General features: G+C 69.7%; 13 protein-coding genes. 5 read left to right on the top strand and 8 right to left on the bottom strand.

The window, feature by feature from the left end; genetic code table 11:
* Positions 1-106 precede the first annotated feature (106 nt).
* A complete protein-coding gene (locus LRD69_RS29800; protein WP_277329951.1) occupies positions 107-1057 on the top strand; it encodes an alpha/beta hydrolase in 951 nt (316 codons plus the stop codon).
* Between the two features lie 260 nt (positions 1058-1317).
* Positions 1318-2160, top strand: a complete 843-nt coding sequence (locus tag LRD69_RS29795) for an alpha/beta hydrolase (RefSeq protein ID WP_277329950.1) — start codon at positions 1318-1320, stop codon at positions 2158-2160.
* Positions 2161-2425: 265 nt separating this feature from the next.
* Here the strand turns inward: LRD69_RS29795 and LRD69_RS29790 are convergent, their stop codons facing one another.
* From LRD69_RS29790 to LRD69_RS29765, 6 genes are all read right to left on the bottom strand, one after another.
* Positions 2426-3190 (bottom strand): sigma-70 family RNA polymerase sigma factor, encoded by a 765-nt coding sequence (locus LRD69_RS29790; protein ID WP_277329949.1) that lies wholly within the window; start codon positions 3188-3190, stop codon positions 2426-2428.
* Between the two features lie 619 nt (positions 3191-3809).
* Positions 3810-5201, bottom strand: a complete 1392-nt coding sequence (locus LRD69_RS29785; RefSeq protein WP_277329948.1) for an aldehyde dehydrogenase family protein — start codon at positions 5199-5201, stop codon at positions 3810-3812.
* Positions 5201-6301, bottom strand: coding sequence for a phenazine antibiotic biosynthesis protein (locus tag LRD69_RS29780; RefSeq protein ID WP_277329947.1), 1101 nt, complete (start codon positions 6299-6301; stop codon positions 5201-5203). Before LRD69_RS29780 ends, LRD69_RS29785 begins: the two co-directional genes overlap by 1 nt.
* Positions 6302-6490: 189 nt before the next feature.
* Entirely contained in the window at positions 6491-6982 is a 492-nt protein-coding gene (locus LRD69_RS29775; protein ID WP_277330167.1) for a cupin domain-containing protein, read from the bottom strand.
* 122 nt (positions 6983-7104) lie between these two features.
* Positions 7105-7848 carry a PIG-L deacetylase family protein gene (locus LRD69_RS29770; RefSeq protein ID WP_277329946.1) on the bottom strand — a complete coding sequence of 248 codons (744 nt, stop codon included), beginning with the start codon at positions 7846-7848 and terminating at the stop codon, positions 7105-7107.
* Between the two features lie 466 nt (positions 7849-8314).
* Entirely contained in the window at positions 8315-8788 is a 474-nt protein-coding gene (locus LRD69_RS29765) for a carboxymuconolactone decarboxylase family protein (RefSeq protein ID WP_277329945.1), read from the bottom strand.
* Positions 8789-8864: 76 nt separating this feature from the next.
* Here LRD69_RS29765 and LRD69_RS29760 point away from each other — a divergent pair, with 76 nt between their 5' ends.
* Positions 8865-9059: a hypothetical protein gene (locus tag LRD69_RS29760; RefSeq protein WP_277329944.1), complete on the top strand. Its 195-nt coding sequence runs from the start codon at positions 8865-8867 to the stop codon at positions 9057-9059.
* 172 nt (positions 9060-9231) lie between these two features.
* Here the strand turns inward: LRD69_RS29760 and LRD69_RS29755 are convergent, their stop codons facing one another.
* A complete protein-coding gene (locus tag LRD69_RS29755; RefSeq protein WP_277329943.1) occupies positions 9232-10170 on the bottom strand; it encodes an SDR family oxidoreductase in 939 nt (312 codons plus the stop codon).
* Positions 10171-10814: 644 nt separating this feature from the next.
* Here LRD69_RS29755 and LRD69_RS29750 point away from each other — a divergent pair.
* Complete coding sequence (locus LRD69_RS29750) at positions 10815-11252, top strand: universal stress protein (RefSeq protein ID WP_277329942.1); 438 nt, start codon at positions 10815-10817, stop codon at positions 11250-11252.
* A 202-nt stretch (positions 11253-11454) separates the two neighbouring features.
* Positions 11455-11901, top strand: coding sequence for an SsgA family sporulation/cell division regulator (locus LRD69_RS29745; RefSeq protein ID WP_277329941.1), 447 nt, complete (start codon positions 11455-11457; stop codon positions 11899-11901).
* A 948-nt stretch (positions 11902-12849) separates the two neighbouring features.
* Here the strand turns inward: LRD69_RS29745 and LRD69_RS29740 are convergent.
* Positions 12850-15732 (bottom strand): LuxR family transcriptional regulator, encoded by a 2883-nt coding sequence (locus LRD69_RS29740; RefSeq protein ID WP_277329940.1) that lies wholly within the window; start codon positions 15730-15732, stop codon positions 12850-12852.
* Positions 15733-15748 lie beyond the last annotated feature (16 nt).

Genomic DNA, 15748 nt, shown 5'->3' with positions numbered 1-15748 from the left:
CACGATCCCCCAGTGATCGATCACCACATGTCACATCTTTGGTCGATGACTGGTCATAAGGGTGAAAGCTTCATGTGGGATTGCTACCCCTGAGGAGAACGAAGTCGTGAACAAGCCAGTACTTGAGTCTGCGGCTCGGGAGCTCGCGCAGGCGACGGCGAGTCCGCCGTTCTTGTACGAGTTGGGTCCGGAGGGCGCCCGGAAGGTCCTCGATGATCTGCAGGCGGCGCCTGTCGAGAAGCCCGAGGTGTGGGAGAAGTGGGTCACGGTGCCGGCGGAGGTCGGTGAGGTGGCGGTGCGGATCGTCAAGCCCGCCGGTACCCGGGGTGTGCTGCCGGTCGTGCTGTACGTCCATGGCGGTGGCTGGGTGATCGGGAACGCGGGTACCCACGACCGTCTGGTGTGTGAGCTGGCGGTCGGTGCGGACACGGCGGTGGTGTTCGTCGAGTACGACCGCTCCCCGGAGGCCAGGTACCCGGTGGCCATCGAGCAGGCGTACGCGACCGCCCGGTGGATCACGGAGCACGGTGCCGAGGAAGGGCTGGACGTGTCCCGTCTGGCCGTGGCCGGTGATTCGGTGGGCGGCAACATGACGGCGGCGCTGACCTTGATGGCCAAGGAGCGCGGTGATGTGTCCTTCGTGCACCAGTCGCTGTACTACCCCGTCACGGACGCGGCCCAGGACACCGCGAGCTACCGGGAGTTCGCCGACGGCCCGTACCTCACCGCGAAGGCCATGGCCTGGTTCTGGGACTGCTACACCACGGACCCGGCCCAGCGGGCCGAGATCACCGCGTCGCCGCTTCGGGCCGGTCTGCAGGACCTGGCAGGTCTGCCGCCCGCGCTCGTCCTCGTCGACGAGAACGACGTCCTGCGCGACGAGGGCGAGGCATACGCCCGCAAGCTCACCGAAGCCGGCGTCCCGACCACCAGCATCCGCTACAACGGCACCCTGCACGACTTCATGATGCTCAACCCCATCCGGCCCACGAACGCGGCCACAGCCGCGATGCACCAGGCCATCACCACCCTGCGCAGCGCCCTGCACACCGACTGAGACAGAACCGGCCCGACTGAGATCGGGCCGGCGGGGCGTCGCGCTGCGCACAACCCCTGCGCCCGCCGCTCCGACACACGCGTCCGACCACCGGAACAGGACGAGTCACACGGAACGCGCCAACCGCGCCGCACCCCCGACCGCGCCCACGGGCGGCGCGTCCCCACCTGACTCGAGACGCGACAGCGTGCTGCCGCACAACCTCTGCCGTTCCGTCCTTGTGGACCCGGCTGTATCAATTCGCCTCGAAAGGCCCTGACATGAAACGACCTTCGTTCCTCCGGCGTGCCCGTACGCCGCTGTCCCTGATGGCCACGGTGGGTGTCGCCGGTGCGCTGCTGGCCGTGTCGGTCGCTCCGGCATCCGCCGGCAAGGGACCATCCTCGTCCGGCCCCAAGCCGACGGTGGTCCTCGTCCACGGCGCGTTCGCCGACTCCACCAGCTGGAACGGCGTCGTGAAGCGGCTCAAGCGGGACGGCTACCCGGTGGTGGCCGCGGCCAACCCGCTGCGCGGGCTGAGCAGCGACGCCGCCTATCTCAAGGACCTTCTGGCGGGCATCGACGGGCCCGTCGTGCTCGCCGGCCACTCCTACGGCGGATCGGTCATCAGCAACGCCGCCACCGGTACCGAGAACGTCAAGGCACTGGTGTACATCGCCGCCTTCCTGCCCGACAAGGGGGAGAGCGCGATCGAGCTGTCCGGCAAGTTCCCCGGCAGCACACTCGGCGAGGCCCTGCGCCCGGTCCCGATCACCCTGCCCGACGGTTCCCAGGATGCCGACCTCTACATCGAACAGGCCAAGTTCCACCACCAGTTCGCCGCCGATGTCCCGAAGGACACCACCGACCTCATGGCGGTCACACAGCGGCCGGTGACCAACTCCGCTCTGCAGGAAGGTGCCTCCGAGCCCGCCTGGAAGACCATTCCGGCGTGGTGCCTCGTGGCCACCCAGGACCTCAACATCCCGCCGGAGGTCCAGAAGTTCATGGCCGAGCGCGCCCACGCGCACACGGTCGAAGTCCGCGCATCGCACGCCGTGAGCGTCTCCCGCCCCAACGACGTCGCCCACATCATCGAGGAAGCCGCGCGGACGGTCCACTGACCGACCGGCAACTCGTGAGGGCGGGGTGGCTCCTATTGCCACCCCGCCCTCGACGCGTTCGTCGGCAGATATGCCGGCATCGAGCCATCGACGACGGAGCCGGTGCCGACGGGAGCTGCCCGCCTCCATCGTGCGGTCCAGTGAACAGGTATGCCCCGCCAGGCGTGGGAGCCCGCGCCATGGACGTGCCCTGCCCGGACCGCACGGCGCAAGCACGTGTTCAGCCGGCGGCAGCAGGCCCGTGGGAGTGGTGCGGCGGATGTCCTCAGGCACTGCGCCCGGCATCGCATGCGCGCCCCGGCGCAGGGGTCAGGGAGTGCGGCGGCCGGCGCCGTCGCCGGCCGTCTCCGGCCGGATCGCGGTCGGTGTCGCAGGCCAGGACATTTTCCAGGCCGGTGAGATTGCCGTACTGCGCTGCGGTGACGAACGCGTTCACGAGTCGCTTGTGTTCCACCGTGCGCGCCGGTTTGCGTCCTTCCGCCACCAGGCGCTTGCGGGCCCGACTGACGATCTGGCGGGTGTTGATCGGGCTGAGCTGAAGATTGTCGGCGATCTCGCTGTAGGGGTAGTCGAAGGCTACGCGGAGAATGTAGGCAGCCCGTTCCCTGGGATTCAGCTTTTCGAGGAGGAGATCCAGGGCCTGGTCCAGTGCTTCCGCTCGCTCGGCCCTGCTAGGGAGGTCCGGGCCGGTGTCGCCCATGTCGGGCAGCCTGGGGCCGGCGCTGCTCTCATAACGAGAACGGGCGGACTGGACGACGTTGAGGGCCAGACGAACGGTGATTTGTGCCAGATAGGCCGGAGGATCCAGCACCTGGGTGCGGTCGGTGTGCTGCCAGCGCAGCCACGCGTCCTGGACGACGTCCTCGACATCGGCCGCGCTTCCCAGTATGTGGTGTGCGATACGGAAGAGCCGTGGACGGAATGCGATGAATACGGAAACGGCTTCCTCCATCGATTCGGTGGAAGACATCTGTGCGGAGTTCAAATCGTCCCCTGCTTCCTGCTTGTTGCCGCGATGCTCACTCGTCATCCCGGACGGCGGTGGGCAACGTCCGGAACGGATTAATTGACAGGCTGGCCTGTACGCCGAGCCCGAGCATCTGTCATTCGACTGCCCACCCCGCAGGTGGAAGGAGGGCGTGAATTCGCCGGTGCGCCCGGCCGGGTTCCTATGGTCCGTCGCCCCGGTCGGGCCTGCTCATGGCCCGAACGGGCAGAGCGGGCGCGGGAGCGCCGTGAGGGCCGGCGGGAACCGTTCCGAGTGAGCAGCGGTTTCCAGGCGCCTGGTGCTGTGACAGTGCCTGGTGGGTGCACGGCCGCAGCGGCGTCGCGGGTCAGGTGAGCCGGGGCGGGCCATCCAGGTGCCCCCCGGTCACCGGGGAGGGCCTTGGCAGTTCGCGCGTCACCGGGCCTGAGGCGCGGGCCGCGGCGGCCGGGAAGCGATCGGCTTGCCCAGACGGTCTCCGAAGGGATCGCCGTCCTGCGGGTACCCGGGCGCGTCAAGACGGCTGAGGAGGCGGCGCCTGCCGGTGCGGGATCGTGCCTCGCCTGGCAGGGCGGCACAGCCGTCGGCGGGCGGGCGGGACCCCCACCGCCCGCCCACCGCCCCCTGACCGCGCCACCGGCTTGGCTCGACGGCTCGTCCCGCGTCACAAGGAGCCGATGACGGCCTTGCTGCGCATCAGGAAATCCGACAGATAGCTGTCGTGGGGCACGCCCGGTGCCATCCAGTAGGTCGGGTGGTCCCCGATGTGGAGATTGGCGATGGAGGGTTCCGCGAGCAGGGCGTCCAGCAGCGCGCCGTCGTGTGTCAGTGCCGACAACACGAGCGTGTCGCGCAACGGAGCGACGCCGTCCGTTCGGCTCCAGGGCGCCACCCACACACAGGGAAAGGGGAGTTCGGTCCGCAGCTGTACGGCGTCGGCGCTGTCGACCTGGTGGACGGACGGGCGAAGGACGGCGCTGCCGTCACCCAGATCGTCGACGATGCCGTTCCCGCCGAGCCAGGTCCGTGTCCCCGCCGCCACCCACCCCAGATGGGAGCTGAGGGCGCGTGCCCGGTCCAGCGGGCACACCGGAAGTACCGCATGCTCGTCCTGCGGCGGCAGGCTGGGCAGGACGGACAGGCGTGCCGCGACGGCCTCGGCGACCGGCGCGGGATCGCCCTCGACGAGGATGGCGGTGGCGTTGACGCACGCGGTACCCCCCTCGTCACCGACGGACCCGACGATCGTGTCCAGATGGTCACGCCAGTCCGTGTCCGCGGTGACGAGGATCTTCGTCCGGCCCGGCCCCTGCGGCAGGACCCGGGAGTCGTGTGCGTAGCGGGCGACCACCTCGTCGCCGCCGTAGACCACGGCGCGGTCGGCGCCGCGCACCATCGTGTCGGCGGCCCGGTGGTCGGTGGGCAGCAGCACCAGCCGGTCTTCGCCGACGCCGGCCTGACGCAGTGCCCCGACGAGCCGGTACGGGGTGAACGGCTCACGCCTGGACGGGCGTACGGCAACGCGGTAGCCCAACGCCAGTGCCTCCAGCCACAGTCGGTGCACGCCGGGATGGTTGCCGGAGGCGTTGACGGCGAACACCTCACCCCGGCGCGCCCAGACGGCATGCCCCTGACGGACGGCCGGATCCCGCCAACCGGAGACCGTGCCCCGGGGCCTGCCCCGCTCGGCCGACGAGCGGGCCTGCCTCACGAACCGTGCCGTGCCCTGCGTGGCGGCGCGCACCACGGTGAGGGGAGTCCCCGAGGTCCGGCTCACGAGATGCTCGTACTCCAGCACGCCCAGGCCGCCGATCGTGCCGGAGGCGAAGGCGTCGCCCGCCGTCGCCAGCAGGGCATCGAGGTCCCGCGCCGGCACCGGTTCGGCCTTCCGCAGGGCGGCCATCGCCCGCGTGACGTAGACCGGGGGAACAAGACTCAGACGCGCCACCTCCGCCCCGGACACGTCCTTCACCACACTCGGGTCACGCGTCCGGTAGGGCCCACGGGGACCCAGCGCGTCCAGGTGGACCGAGTCGGTCGTCCGATCGGCCGCCATCAGTAGACGCCCTCGATCACGGCTTCGCCCTTGACGGTGCGAACAGGAGCGACATCCGCGACGGCGTCGCCTGCCTGGCCGGCGACCGGGCGTATCCGCAGCGCGGTGTCCCGTTCCGCGTTGTTGGGGATCAGCATGGACTTGCTGACGTGGCTGACCACCACCTGGCCCCGCTCGCCGACCTCCACCCGTTCTCCGGTGCCGCGATCGACGACCGAGAGGAAGACGTAGGGGGACACGGGGTCGAACACACAGGGCTCCGACGCCGTCAGGCCGACGCGTTCCATGAGTGCGGTGAGCATCATGGTGTTGCCGTACATGCCGATGACCGGTACGTCGGGGAAGACGTCGGTGCTCAGCAGGTGCCGTGTGTCGGGATCCATGTGGGTGCCACCCCAGATGATCGCCTTGACGTTTGCGTTGATCACTTCGAGGAGGTCGTCCTCGCGCGCGAACCGCTCCAGGAGCGGGGTGGTGGCCGCGAGGACGCCGATGTCCTGACTGAGCAGGATGCGCCTGCACTGATCGACGAGATGGTCGGTGTACGCATCGACCTCGTCGACCCGGCCGGCGGCGACCAGCTTCTTCACCCACCGGGGGTCCATGTCGACGCTCAGGCCGGGGCCACCGAGCCTGGCGGCAGCCCGCTGCAGTACGTCTCCCACGAGGTGCGGACCGGTGGGGGCCACGGTCAGCCACAGGGCATTGACGGGCAGGCCGTGTGCCCTGAGGCGGCTGTCGACCTGCGTCGTGCTGTGCCGCATCCAGTCGTCGAGCTGGACGACACGCTTGGGTGCCCCGGTCGTTCCACCGCTGTCGAAGACGTTCAGCAGCCGGGCGTGGGCTCCATAGCCCTGGGGGACGAGATCGGTCACCCGCACGTCCCTGAGCTCGTCCGTGATGTCGGGGAAGAGCGTCAGGTCCTCCACCCCCTTGACGTCCGTGCGGGGGTCGAAGCCGAGCCGTTCGGCCCGGCTGAGCCAGTACCGGGAACCGGTCGCAGGGTCGAAGTGCCACTGCATGGCGGCCCTGACGAATTGATCCGGATCGACGCCGTCCGACGGGCCGGCATCCAGAACGGTCAGCGAATCGTATGGCATGGGGATGTCCCTTCTCAGAGCTGCGAGGGCCGGTGGCGCACCGGATGCCGGGCCAGCAGGCCCGACGGTCCCGGTGCACCGACTACGACTGGGCCGGCAGCCCTTCTGTCGCACCCCTGCGCGACCGTGCGCCGCACCACCTCCGGGCTGAACACGGAACCGGGAAGGGAAGGACAACCGCCCGTTGTTTCACTGCTCCACGAAATACGAGTCGTGCTTGTCGAAGAATCTGGCGCGCTCTTCGTCCGTGGCATCCGCCAGTTGCGACACCTGCTCGAAGTACTCCTCACGCGGCGCACCCGGCGTGAAGAGAAGCAGCATGTCGGCCGGCGCGTCGGAGTCGTTGCGGAAGGCGTGCAGCCCGCCCTGCGGCACATGCAGGAAGTCGCCCTTGTGCGCATCGATCCACTGGGCGCCGTCGAAAAGACGGACGGTGCCGTCGAGGATGTAGAAGGACTCCGAAATCGACTTGTGGAAGTGGGTCTTGGGCCCGCCCGCCTTCGCCTTCATCTCGACTCGGTAGAGCCCGAACTCGCCTCGGGTGGTCTCTGTGGTCGCCAGGTAGTGAATGGCGTCCTCTCCGGCCTCACCGGTACCGGGTGGCGTGTTCACCGGACGGAATACAGCGCTGACTTCACCACTGTCTCCCCGATATACCTGTTCCGGGTACGACATGTTCACCATCTCTCAGTCATGGATGTCTACGTGTACATGTGTGCTCTCCTGCAGAAGACCGGGGATCGCGGACGTCTGTGACGTCCGAGGCCGGTCAGGAGAAGCGATCGTGCTTTTCTCCGGCCCCGTCACCGGTTGAACAGTTCGAAGACGACCGCTGGTTGCCCGTCGAACCGCGCACTCTGCGCACGCGTGCTGTCGGTCAGAAATCGGCGTACGTACGTCTCGGGATCCTCGACCGTCAATGCCTCGATGTACGCGTGGTGCCGCAACAGAGACTGCACCGCCTGCTCGAAGCCACGGTCCGCAGCCAGCGCGTGAGTGGGAAAAGGCGAATTGGCGACGGCCACCCACCGGACACCGCTCCAGGGCCGCAGCCCCTGTTCAGCCAGTTCCGGAAAGATCCAGCGGTTGCCGGCATCCGCCGCCGCGTCGAGGACGGCCCGTCCCACGGCTACGTGGTCCGGGGTGTTCCAGGCACCCGAACCCCAGGTCGCATGGTGGTTCAGGGTGATCAGCAGATCAGGCCGGTGACGGCGTATGGCGGCGGCGATGTCGCGGCGCAGGGGGAGGCCGTACTCGATCACACCGTCATGGTGGTCGAGGAACTCCACCGTGCCGACACCGACGGCCGCGGCACCGGCACGTTGCTCCGCCTCCCGCAGCGCCCCGGCCTGGGCCGGCGCCAGTGTGTCGATACCGGCCTCCCCGCGCGTGGCAAGGACGTAGGCGATGTCGCGGCCGTCCTGAATCCAGGAGGCGACGGCGGCCGAGCATCCGTACTCGAGGTCGTCGGGATGGGCCACCACGGCAAGGGCGCGCTGCCAGTCGTCCGGCATCGGATGCAGAGGGGGGAGAGGCGAATCGGTCACCGTACCTGCTTTCGTCGGTAGTTCCAGTGCTGGTGCGAAAACCGTGGCGGGGGAGGTCCGGCCGAGGCCCGTTCCCGCCCCTGTGACGATGGCGACGCGGTCCGGGAAGCGCGGGGCGGAAAGCTGGGCATCGCATCCCTGTGCGCGCGACGTTCATCGGATGTCGGACTACGCAGCATGCACGCGGGTGGCTTCGTGACAGTGGAACTCGTCCCACCGTGTGCGGTCACTCGAAACAGTGTGTTCTCCGCCGGGCGGACCGCCGCCGTCGAAGACCTGCGGCCCCACCGCCCCCCCGTGGCGGTGGGGCCGCAGGCACGGAAAGAATCACGGCGCGCACGTCAGTGGTGCGGCCGAGGAGAGTGTCGCCGACAGCGGACCGGCTGGGGCCGGAGGTCCGTCTCCCCGTCGTTGGTCGGGGCGACGCGGAGACGGACGGCAGATGTCCGGTGTCGGTGCCGGTGTCTCAGCCGAACTGGCCGGGCTGGTAGGCGCCGGCGGGCTGCTGGTTGAGGACGTTGATGCGGTTGTAGGCGTTGATGATGGCGAGGAGGGAGATGAGCGCGACGAGCTGGTCCTCGTCGTAGTACTTGGCGGCGTTCGCCCAGGCCTCGTCCGTGACGCCACCGGCCGCGTCGGCGATGCGGGTGGCCTGCTCGGCGACTTCGAGCGCGGCGCGCTCGGCGTCGGTGAAGACCGTGGCCTCCCGCCAGGCCGCCACCAGGTTCAGGCGCTGCTGGGTCTCTCCCGCATGAGCGGCGTCCTTGGTGTGCATGTCGGTGCAGAAGCCGCAGCCGTTGATCTGGCTGGCGCGGATCTTCACCAGCTCCTGTGTCGCGTGCGGCAGCGTCGAGTCCGACGCCACCTTGGTGGCGGAATTGATGTGCTTCAGCACCTTGGCCCCGAGCGCATTGCCGAAGTAGTCGAGTCGCGCATCCATGGTGTGATCTCCTTGCAATAGTGCGGATACACACTACTGACCGGGCGGGTCGGCGACCTGTGACAGGTCGGGGAGTGTGACGTGCTTCTCGCTCGGCGCGCTCGCGCCGATCGAGACGCGTCGGGACGGCACTCGCTGCTTCGTGACGTTGCGCCGCGCAGGCCCGAGAGCCCGTTCCTGTCTTCGTCAGGTCCTCGCCCTCGACGAGGCGGCCGACAGCGGAGACCTGGCGAGCGCGCAGAAGGTCCTGGACTCGCTCCCCTGCGAGTGAGCAACCCCTCCTGCTGCGATGTTCCCTGGGGGTGGGATCCCGGTCGGCCAGGCACCGAACTCCCGCGGCATCTCCCGCCACGCCCATGTCTGCCCGTCCTGAACTGTTCCGCTCCGTCCTCCATGACCCTGGCCCGGTCGTTCGATGGGGGCCCTGAGACCGCCCGGCTCCCTCAGACTGCCGCGAACGTGACGCCGGTGAGACGCTCGGAGACCTGCCAGAGCCGGGCTGCGTCGGCCTCGCTCCCGGCCGACTTGTAGACCGTCAGTTCCTTGGGACTGCCGGTGAACTCGCCCCAGCCGTCCGGGCCGTACAGACGTCCGCCCTTTGCCTGAGGGCTGGTGGCCGCGTACAGCAACGGGAGCAGCCCCGCGTCGACGGACTGCACGAGAACGCCCAGGCGTGCGAGCCGCTTCATCACCGCCGCGTAGTGGCTCGGGCGCGTACGGCCGAGGTTGGGCCCGGAGGCGTACAGATTGGTCAGTGTCGTACCGGGATGGGCGGCGTTGCTGATGATGCCCCAGCCGCCCGCTGTGCTGAGACGGTCCAGCTCCCGCGCGAACAGCAGGTTGGCCAGCTTGGACAGACCATACGCACGCACCGGCGAATAACGCTCCTCGCTCTGCAGGTCGTCCCAGCTGATTCGGCCGCCGCGCGCGGCACTGCTGGTCGCGGTGGTCACCCGAGCCTGACCGACACGCAGCAACGGCAGCAGACGCGCGGTGAGCGCGAAATGACCGAGGTGGTTGGTCCCGAACTGCAGCTCGTAACCGTCCTCCGTGGTGTGCCGGACAGGGGGCGCCATCACTCCCGCGTTGTTGATCAGAAGGTTGATCGGCCGCCCTTCCCTGTTGAGCGTGTCGGCCAGGCTTTCGACCGACGCCAGCGAAGCCAGGTCCAGGACGCGAGTGGAGACCTGCGCTCCCGGCACGTGCGCACTGATGCGCTCGAGAGCGTTGGTTCCTTTGGCCGCGTTGCGTACCGGGAGCACCAGTTCGGCGCCGGCGCGGGCGAGCCGTTCAGCCAGCCCGAGGCCGACGCCGTCGCTCGCCCCGGTCACCACGGCAAGCTTTCCCCGTAGGTCGGGCAGGACTACTTCCTTTTCCTTCATCACAAGCTCCTGATCGTACGGATCACTGCTCGGACGTCAGCGTCCACGCACGGCGCGGCCTGATCCAGGTCACGCTGGGCCACGGAGCAGCCGGTCGGGGCAGGGCCCGGCGGCATCGTCCGCGAGGTCCGACGAGAACGCGACATCGAGTGAACAGCGTGTGACATGATGTTGTTCCCGGCGGTGTGGTCATGGCGTACGTCCATCACGGTTGCATGAGTCCGCGGTCCACGCGCTGGAGCCGACCGGATCCTGAACGCCGGAAGCGGGTAGGCCACTTACGTCAGATCTGCTCGGAGGATGCAATCGGGAGATCTGCCGGACTTTTTGCCGTGACGGGCACCTGAGATCAGGGGCTTGCGCCTCGGAGGGAAGATGTTGTCATGGAGAGCGTGGTGGTTGGTCCCGACCGCCACCTGCGCCGTGGCCGCGTTGCCCGTCCCGCCGGGCCCCGTTTCTCCGCTACCGCCGTCATCGCCGTCGTCGCCGTCGTCGCCGTCGTCCTGCGCCGGCGCCCGCCGACGCAGTTCACATGCCGCGGCAAGCAGTCCCTCACGCCACGGGAACGGCACGCGGAACCCCCCGACGACCGCCGACCCTGGCTCGAACATTGCCGACCCCACCACGCCTCACGGAGGACATCCATGTTCCACACCATCCTTGTTGCTGTCGATCCGAGTCCCGCCCGCCACTCCGCGATACGCATGGCGGCCGAGATGGCCCGCCTGACCGGCGCCAAGGTTCATGTCGTGCACATCGCGGCAACCATGCTCGCCTGGGACACCGTCGTGCCTGTCGAGGAGCAATCAGAGGCCGAGGAGGTGCTCCGCGAGGCACTCGCCACGCTCCGGGAAGAGGGAGTCGGTGCGCAAGGTGAGGTCATCAACGCCCTGACCGGCCGGATTCCCGCCGCGATCTTGCAGGCGGCACGTGAGCAGCAGGCCGATCTCCTGGTTCTCAGCCCCCACCACCGGGGCGCGGTCGCGGCCTTCTTCAACCCGCGCGTCAGCGACGCCGTCGCCCACGCCGGCCAGTTGGCCGTTCTCCTCGCTCCGGAAGGACCTGTGCCCTCCGAGGGCTGAGCACTCCACTCCTCCTCCCGCCCGTCCTTCCGCAGGACGACGTCGGCCCGGCACCGCCCATGGTGGGGCCGGGCCGATCGATTGCGGCACCGCGGGCCAAGCCTTCGACACGCTTCGAGGCAGCCAGTCGTTCGACCGATGCCTGCCGGGCGCCGCCACCACACCATGTGAGGTATCCGCCGGCCGGGAAGGGAGCAATGACATGGCCGACAAGCAGCCGCACATCACCGCCTGGGAAGGGGTTCCCGAACTCCTCACGGACATCCGCCCGTTGTTCACACTCGGGGAACGCAAGACGATCAGCTGCCGTTTCCGCTACAGCCTCGACGATCCGTTCGCGGTGGGGATCGATCTCATCCTGGAAACCGGGATCTGCATCACCTGGGTGGTGTCGCGGGACCTCTTGTTCGCCGGCACAAAGGCGGCGAGCGGTGAGGGGGACTTCAAGGTGTGGCCTTCTTGCCGTCGCCACAGTCCGCGTCCCTACGTGTATTTCAGTCTCGAACGACCGGATGGTCATGCCACGTTCGAGGCGGGCCTGCCGGAGATACGGCGGTGGCTCGAGAGTACCTACGTGCTGGTTCCCCAAGGCAGCGAGAGCGCGCTGCTCGACTGGGATGCCCTCGCCGACAGTCTCCTGGAGCGTTGACCGATGCCTGCCCGGCCCGTGCCGGGCAGGCATGCGGAGCCGGAGACCGTACGCATTCCTCCGGCAGCCTCAGACAGATCTCGCTCGTGGTGGGAAACGCGGGTACGGCGTTGCCACGGGTGTTCCGGTGGCACCTCAGCCGCCATCGCGACGGTGCCCGCATGCATCAGCCCGCCTGCGCCGGGCCCCCAAGGGTGCAGCCCAGCAGGCCATATGAGTCTTCGTCGGCCACGGGCTCGGTGATCACCCGGTAGCCGTCGCCCAGCGCGCCGACGGGAACGGCCTGTTCATGGCTTCTCTCGTCTGCCGCGCGAGCCGGGCACGGCGGCGGAGGGCCGGCCGACGGATGTTCCGACGGCTCGGCCGGCTGTCCGTCCGCCTGTGATGGGTGCCGTGCCGGCCGTACTCGCCCGCCTGCAACGCTTGGTCCGGTGGCCCGGCCCGGCTCAAGCCAGGGGCCGGGCCACCTCGGCAGGACGAGCGGCACCCCGACCCGGGATGACGACCGGTTCCACCACCCACGGGAGCTCGTCTCCCGCCCCGGCCGCGGGGGCACCGGGAGAGGAAGGCGGACGAACGTCCTCGGGGACGAGCCCGCGTGCGTGGTGACCCGCGGACAGGTCTCCGTGGGTTCCTCACCAGAGGTGAGGGGTGGCTGCCCTGCCGCTTCAAGAGTTCCCCGTTCGCGGGCGCTCGGCATCTGTCACATGACTGCTCGGCCAGAACCCGGACCGCGAACGGGCACTGCTCGACCGCCCGGCAACGACGGGATCCGACTGCTCTGCGACCACCCGGTCGACGTGGAGCCGTACCCCGACGTGCACGAGTGCCTACGTACCGGAAGCGCCACCTCGACGCTCGCACCGGGTACATCCGGCGCTTCCCGGGACATGTGCTCACGTGGCCCGGGCGTGCTGGCCGACGGCTGTCGACCAGGACGGGTGCCTGTCATCCGGCCGGGCCGGTGCGGTCGTCGTCCTCCAGCTCCGCGAAGACACGCGCAAGCTCCACGCGGGAGTTGACACCGAGCTTGGCGAAGGCGTGCCGCAGGTGGGAACTCACGGTGTGCGGCGAGAGGAAGAGCGCCTCGGCGGCTGCCCGGTTCGTGGCGCCCTGCGCGATCAGCCGTACGACCTTCAGTTCGGACGCGGTGAGGCCGAAACGCCTCTCGCCCTCCGAAGAACCACGCCGCACGCCGATGTCCCGCAGACGGCGCCGAACCCGGTCCACGTCCCGGTCCGCTCCCGCCTCGGCATACAGCTCCAGGGCCTGGTCGAGGCGGCCGACGGCATCCGCGTCCCCCGCAGCGGCCAGCGCGACCCCCAGGTCCTCCAGCACGGAGGCTCGTGCGATCCGGTGCGAGCCTCCCTCCAGCAGGTCGGCCGTTCGCCGCAGCAGCGGGACGTCACCGGTGAGAAGTGCCCGGGCGTGCGCGGCCGCGGCGGCGAGGACGGGATACCGCGGGCCGGCGGCCGCGCGCCGCTCCGCGGTGCGGGTCGCCGCTTCCGCCCGGTCCCGCAGACCGGCCCGCAGAGTGATCCGCACGTACAGGGCGTGGTCCGTCGGATCCTCGGGGCCGGCCAGGGAGGGACCGAGGTGCTCGAAGGACTCGGCCGCGTACCGTGTGCAGTGCTCGACGGCCTCGCGATCACCGGCGGCGTCCGCCGACAGGGCTCCCAGCCAGGCGCCGGTGTTCCGCATCAGGACCGAGTCGTCAGCCAGCATCCGTCGCGCCTGTTCGGCCGCCGCGCGCACGCCCGCCGGGTCTCCCCGATGCCGGGCGACACGGCCGAGGGTGTACCGGGCCGTGGCGTCCACCAAGTCACCGGGCCCGAGCTCGTCGACCATGGACAGGACGGCCTCGGCCTCGGCCCGGGCGTCCGACAGCCGGCCCGCGTCGAGGAGGAGCCGGCAGCGGGTCATGAGCAGCGTGCGCGTGAGGTCGGCCTCGCCGTCCGTCAACGCCTGCCGCAGTTGCGTGTCGACCAGTTCGACAGCTCTGTCGGCCTCGCCGACGGCGCTGAGGAGCATGCTCCGCCACAGGTGGGGCAGTGACAGCGTCGGCCCGTCCAGACGGCTCGCGATCTCGAGGGATTCCTCGATCCTGCGCAGGGCCAGGTCCATGTCGAAATGGTAGAAGCGCACCACGGACTCGATGGACAGGACCGATGCCTCCGCCGAGAGGTCCTGCGTCTCCCGCGCGGCGTGCAGGGCGGGCCGGAGCGTGCGCTCGGCCTCCTGGACCTCGCCGCTGCTGGCGAGGGCGACGCACAGCACGGCGAGGAGCCGGGCTCGCAGACCGGGGGAGAGCGCCGGCAGGGAAAGTCCGTCACGGCACTGGCGCACCGCCTCCGTGAACGAGTGCTGGCTGGAGGCCATGGCCAGTCCGAGGCGGATGCGGCCCTCGGCCTCCGGATCCAGCAGACCTTCGAGGGCCTCGCCGCCCATGGTTCGCGCCTCGGCGGCCCGTCCGCTCTGCCAGAGCAGATGGACCGTCTCGGCCAGCAGCAGCCCACGCTCGGCGGTTCCGTCATGTGTCAGGTCCAGGGCGCTGCGGCTGATCTCGGCCGCCATGTGCGGCTCGACGGACGAGAGTTCGGCGGCTGCGCGGCGCAGTACGTCGATGGCCCAGCGGTCACCCGGTTCCGCGTTCTCCGCGACGAGCAGGGCCACCTCCACCTCGGGTACGCCGTGGCGGAGCTGAAGTTCCGCGGCTCTGCGGCGCAGCAGCCGCCGGACCGTCGTGGGAATGCTCGCCTTCACGGCCTCCCTGATCAGGTCGTGCCGGAAGCGCAGGTGCACCCCGTCACCCGTCATCAGGTCCGAAGCGAGCGCTTCCCGCACGGCGGGGTGGAGCTCGGCGGGCTTCCGGTCCATCATCTCGGCCAGTTGGCCGATCGGAGTCTCACGGCCGAGCGCGGATGCGACCCGTACCAGTTCCTGGGCGGTGGGGGACACCTGCTGGAGCCGCTGGTCGACGGACTCACGGAAGCGCAGAGGGATGCGCCCGCCGAGGAGCCGGGCCCTGTCGCCCTCCATGACGATCAAGCCCTCTTCCCGCAGGCCCCGCACGAGCTCGACGAGGAGCAGTGGGCGGCCCTCGGCACCTCGTGCGGCCGACAGGACATCGGGTCCAGGGGTGGCCGACAGCAGGTCGGCCACCACGTCCGCCACGGCACCGCTGTCCAAGGGGGGCAACGCGACCGTTCTCGCCCCTGCCTCCTTCAACCGGCCGAGTGTCCGCTCGACGTGGTCCGGCGCCTCGCCCCGCGATGCCAGAACCCACATCACGGCATGGCCCGACAGCCGCTCCGGAAGCGCGCGCAGCGCCGCGAGCGTGGCCTCGTCGCACCATTGGACGTCGTCGACGACGATGACCAGCGGCTGCTCCAACGCCGCCCGCTCCAGCCGGTCCTGGATCTCGCGCAGGAGCCAGAAGCGCTGGTCGGCCACCGTGGCCCCGGCCCGCAGGGCCGAGCGGTCCAGGACGGGCGCATCGGTGGCCAGCAACGCGTCGAGCAGCGGCGCCATGGGGACGAGCTGCCCCTCCGGGTCACCGCCGCCCTTGAAGGCGCGCATGCCCGCTGTGCGGGCCAGCACGCACACCTCCTCCAGCAGGCGCGTCTTGCCCGAGCCGGGCACTCCCTCGATGACGATGACTTCTGGGCCGTGCCGGCTCTCCAGCCGTCGCAGCGACTTCTGTACGAGCGCGAGGACGTCGTCGCGGCCGCGGATGCGCGGAGGTTCCCACCCGTCGGCAGCGCGCGGGCGCCGGTCTCCGGCGTCTTCTCCCTTGTCGGGCCTTCCCCCATCGGAACCCGCATCGCGCACGGACCGCCGCCTCTCC

Origin of the sequence: Streptomyces sp. JH14, assembly GCF_029428675.1 — a bacterium.
Lineage (GTDB): Bacteria > Actinomycetota > Actinomycetes > Streptomycetales > Streptomycetaceae > Streptomyces.
This window is presented reverse-complemented; position numbering and strand designations above follow the sequence as displayed.

Coding starts and splice junctions, on each gene's coding strand:
- LRD69_RS29795 (WP_277329950.1), top strand. CDS start 1,318: ATGAAACGACCTTCGTTCCTCCGGCGTGCCCGTACGCCGCTGTCCCTG.
- LRD69_RS29790 (WP_277329949.1), bottom strand. CDS start 3,190: ATGACGAGTGAGCATCGCGGCAACAAGCAGGAAGCAGGGGACGATTTG.
- LRD69_RS29785 (WP_277329948.1), bottom strand. CDS start 5,201: ATGGCGGCCGATCGGACGACCGACTCGGTCCACCTGGACGCGCTGGGT.
- LRD69_RS29780 (WP_277329947.1), bottom strand. CDS start 6,301: ATGCCATACGATTCGCTGACCGTTCTGGATGCCGGCCCGTCGGACGGC.
- LRD69_RS29765 (WP_277329945.1), bottom strand. CDS start 8,788: ATGGATGCGCGACTCGACTACTTCGGCAATGCGCTCGGGGCCAAGGTG.
- LRD69_RS29755 (WP_277329943.1), bottom strand. CDS start 10,170: ATGAAGGAAAAGGAAGTAGTCCTGCCCGACCTACGGGGAAAGCTTGCC.
- LRD69_RS29750 (WP_277329942.1), top strand. CDS start 10,815: ATGTTCCACACCATCCTTGTTGCTGTCGATCCGAGTCCCGCCCGCCAC.
- LRD69_RS29745 (WP_277329941.1), top strand. CDS start 11,455: ATGGCCGACAAGCAGCCGCACATCACCGCCTGGGAAGGGGTTCCCGAA.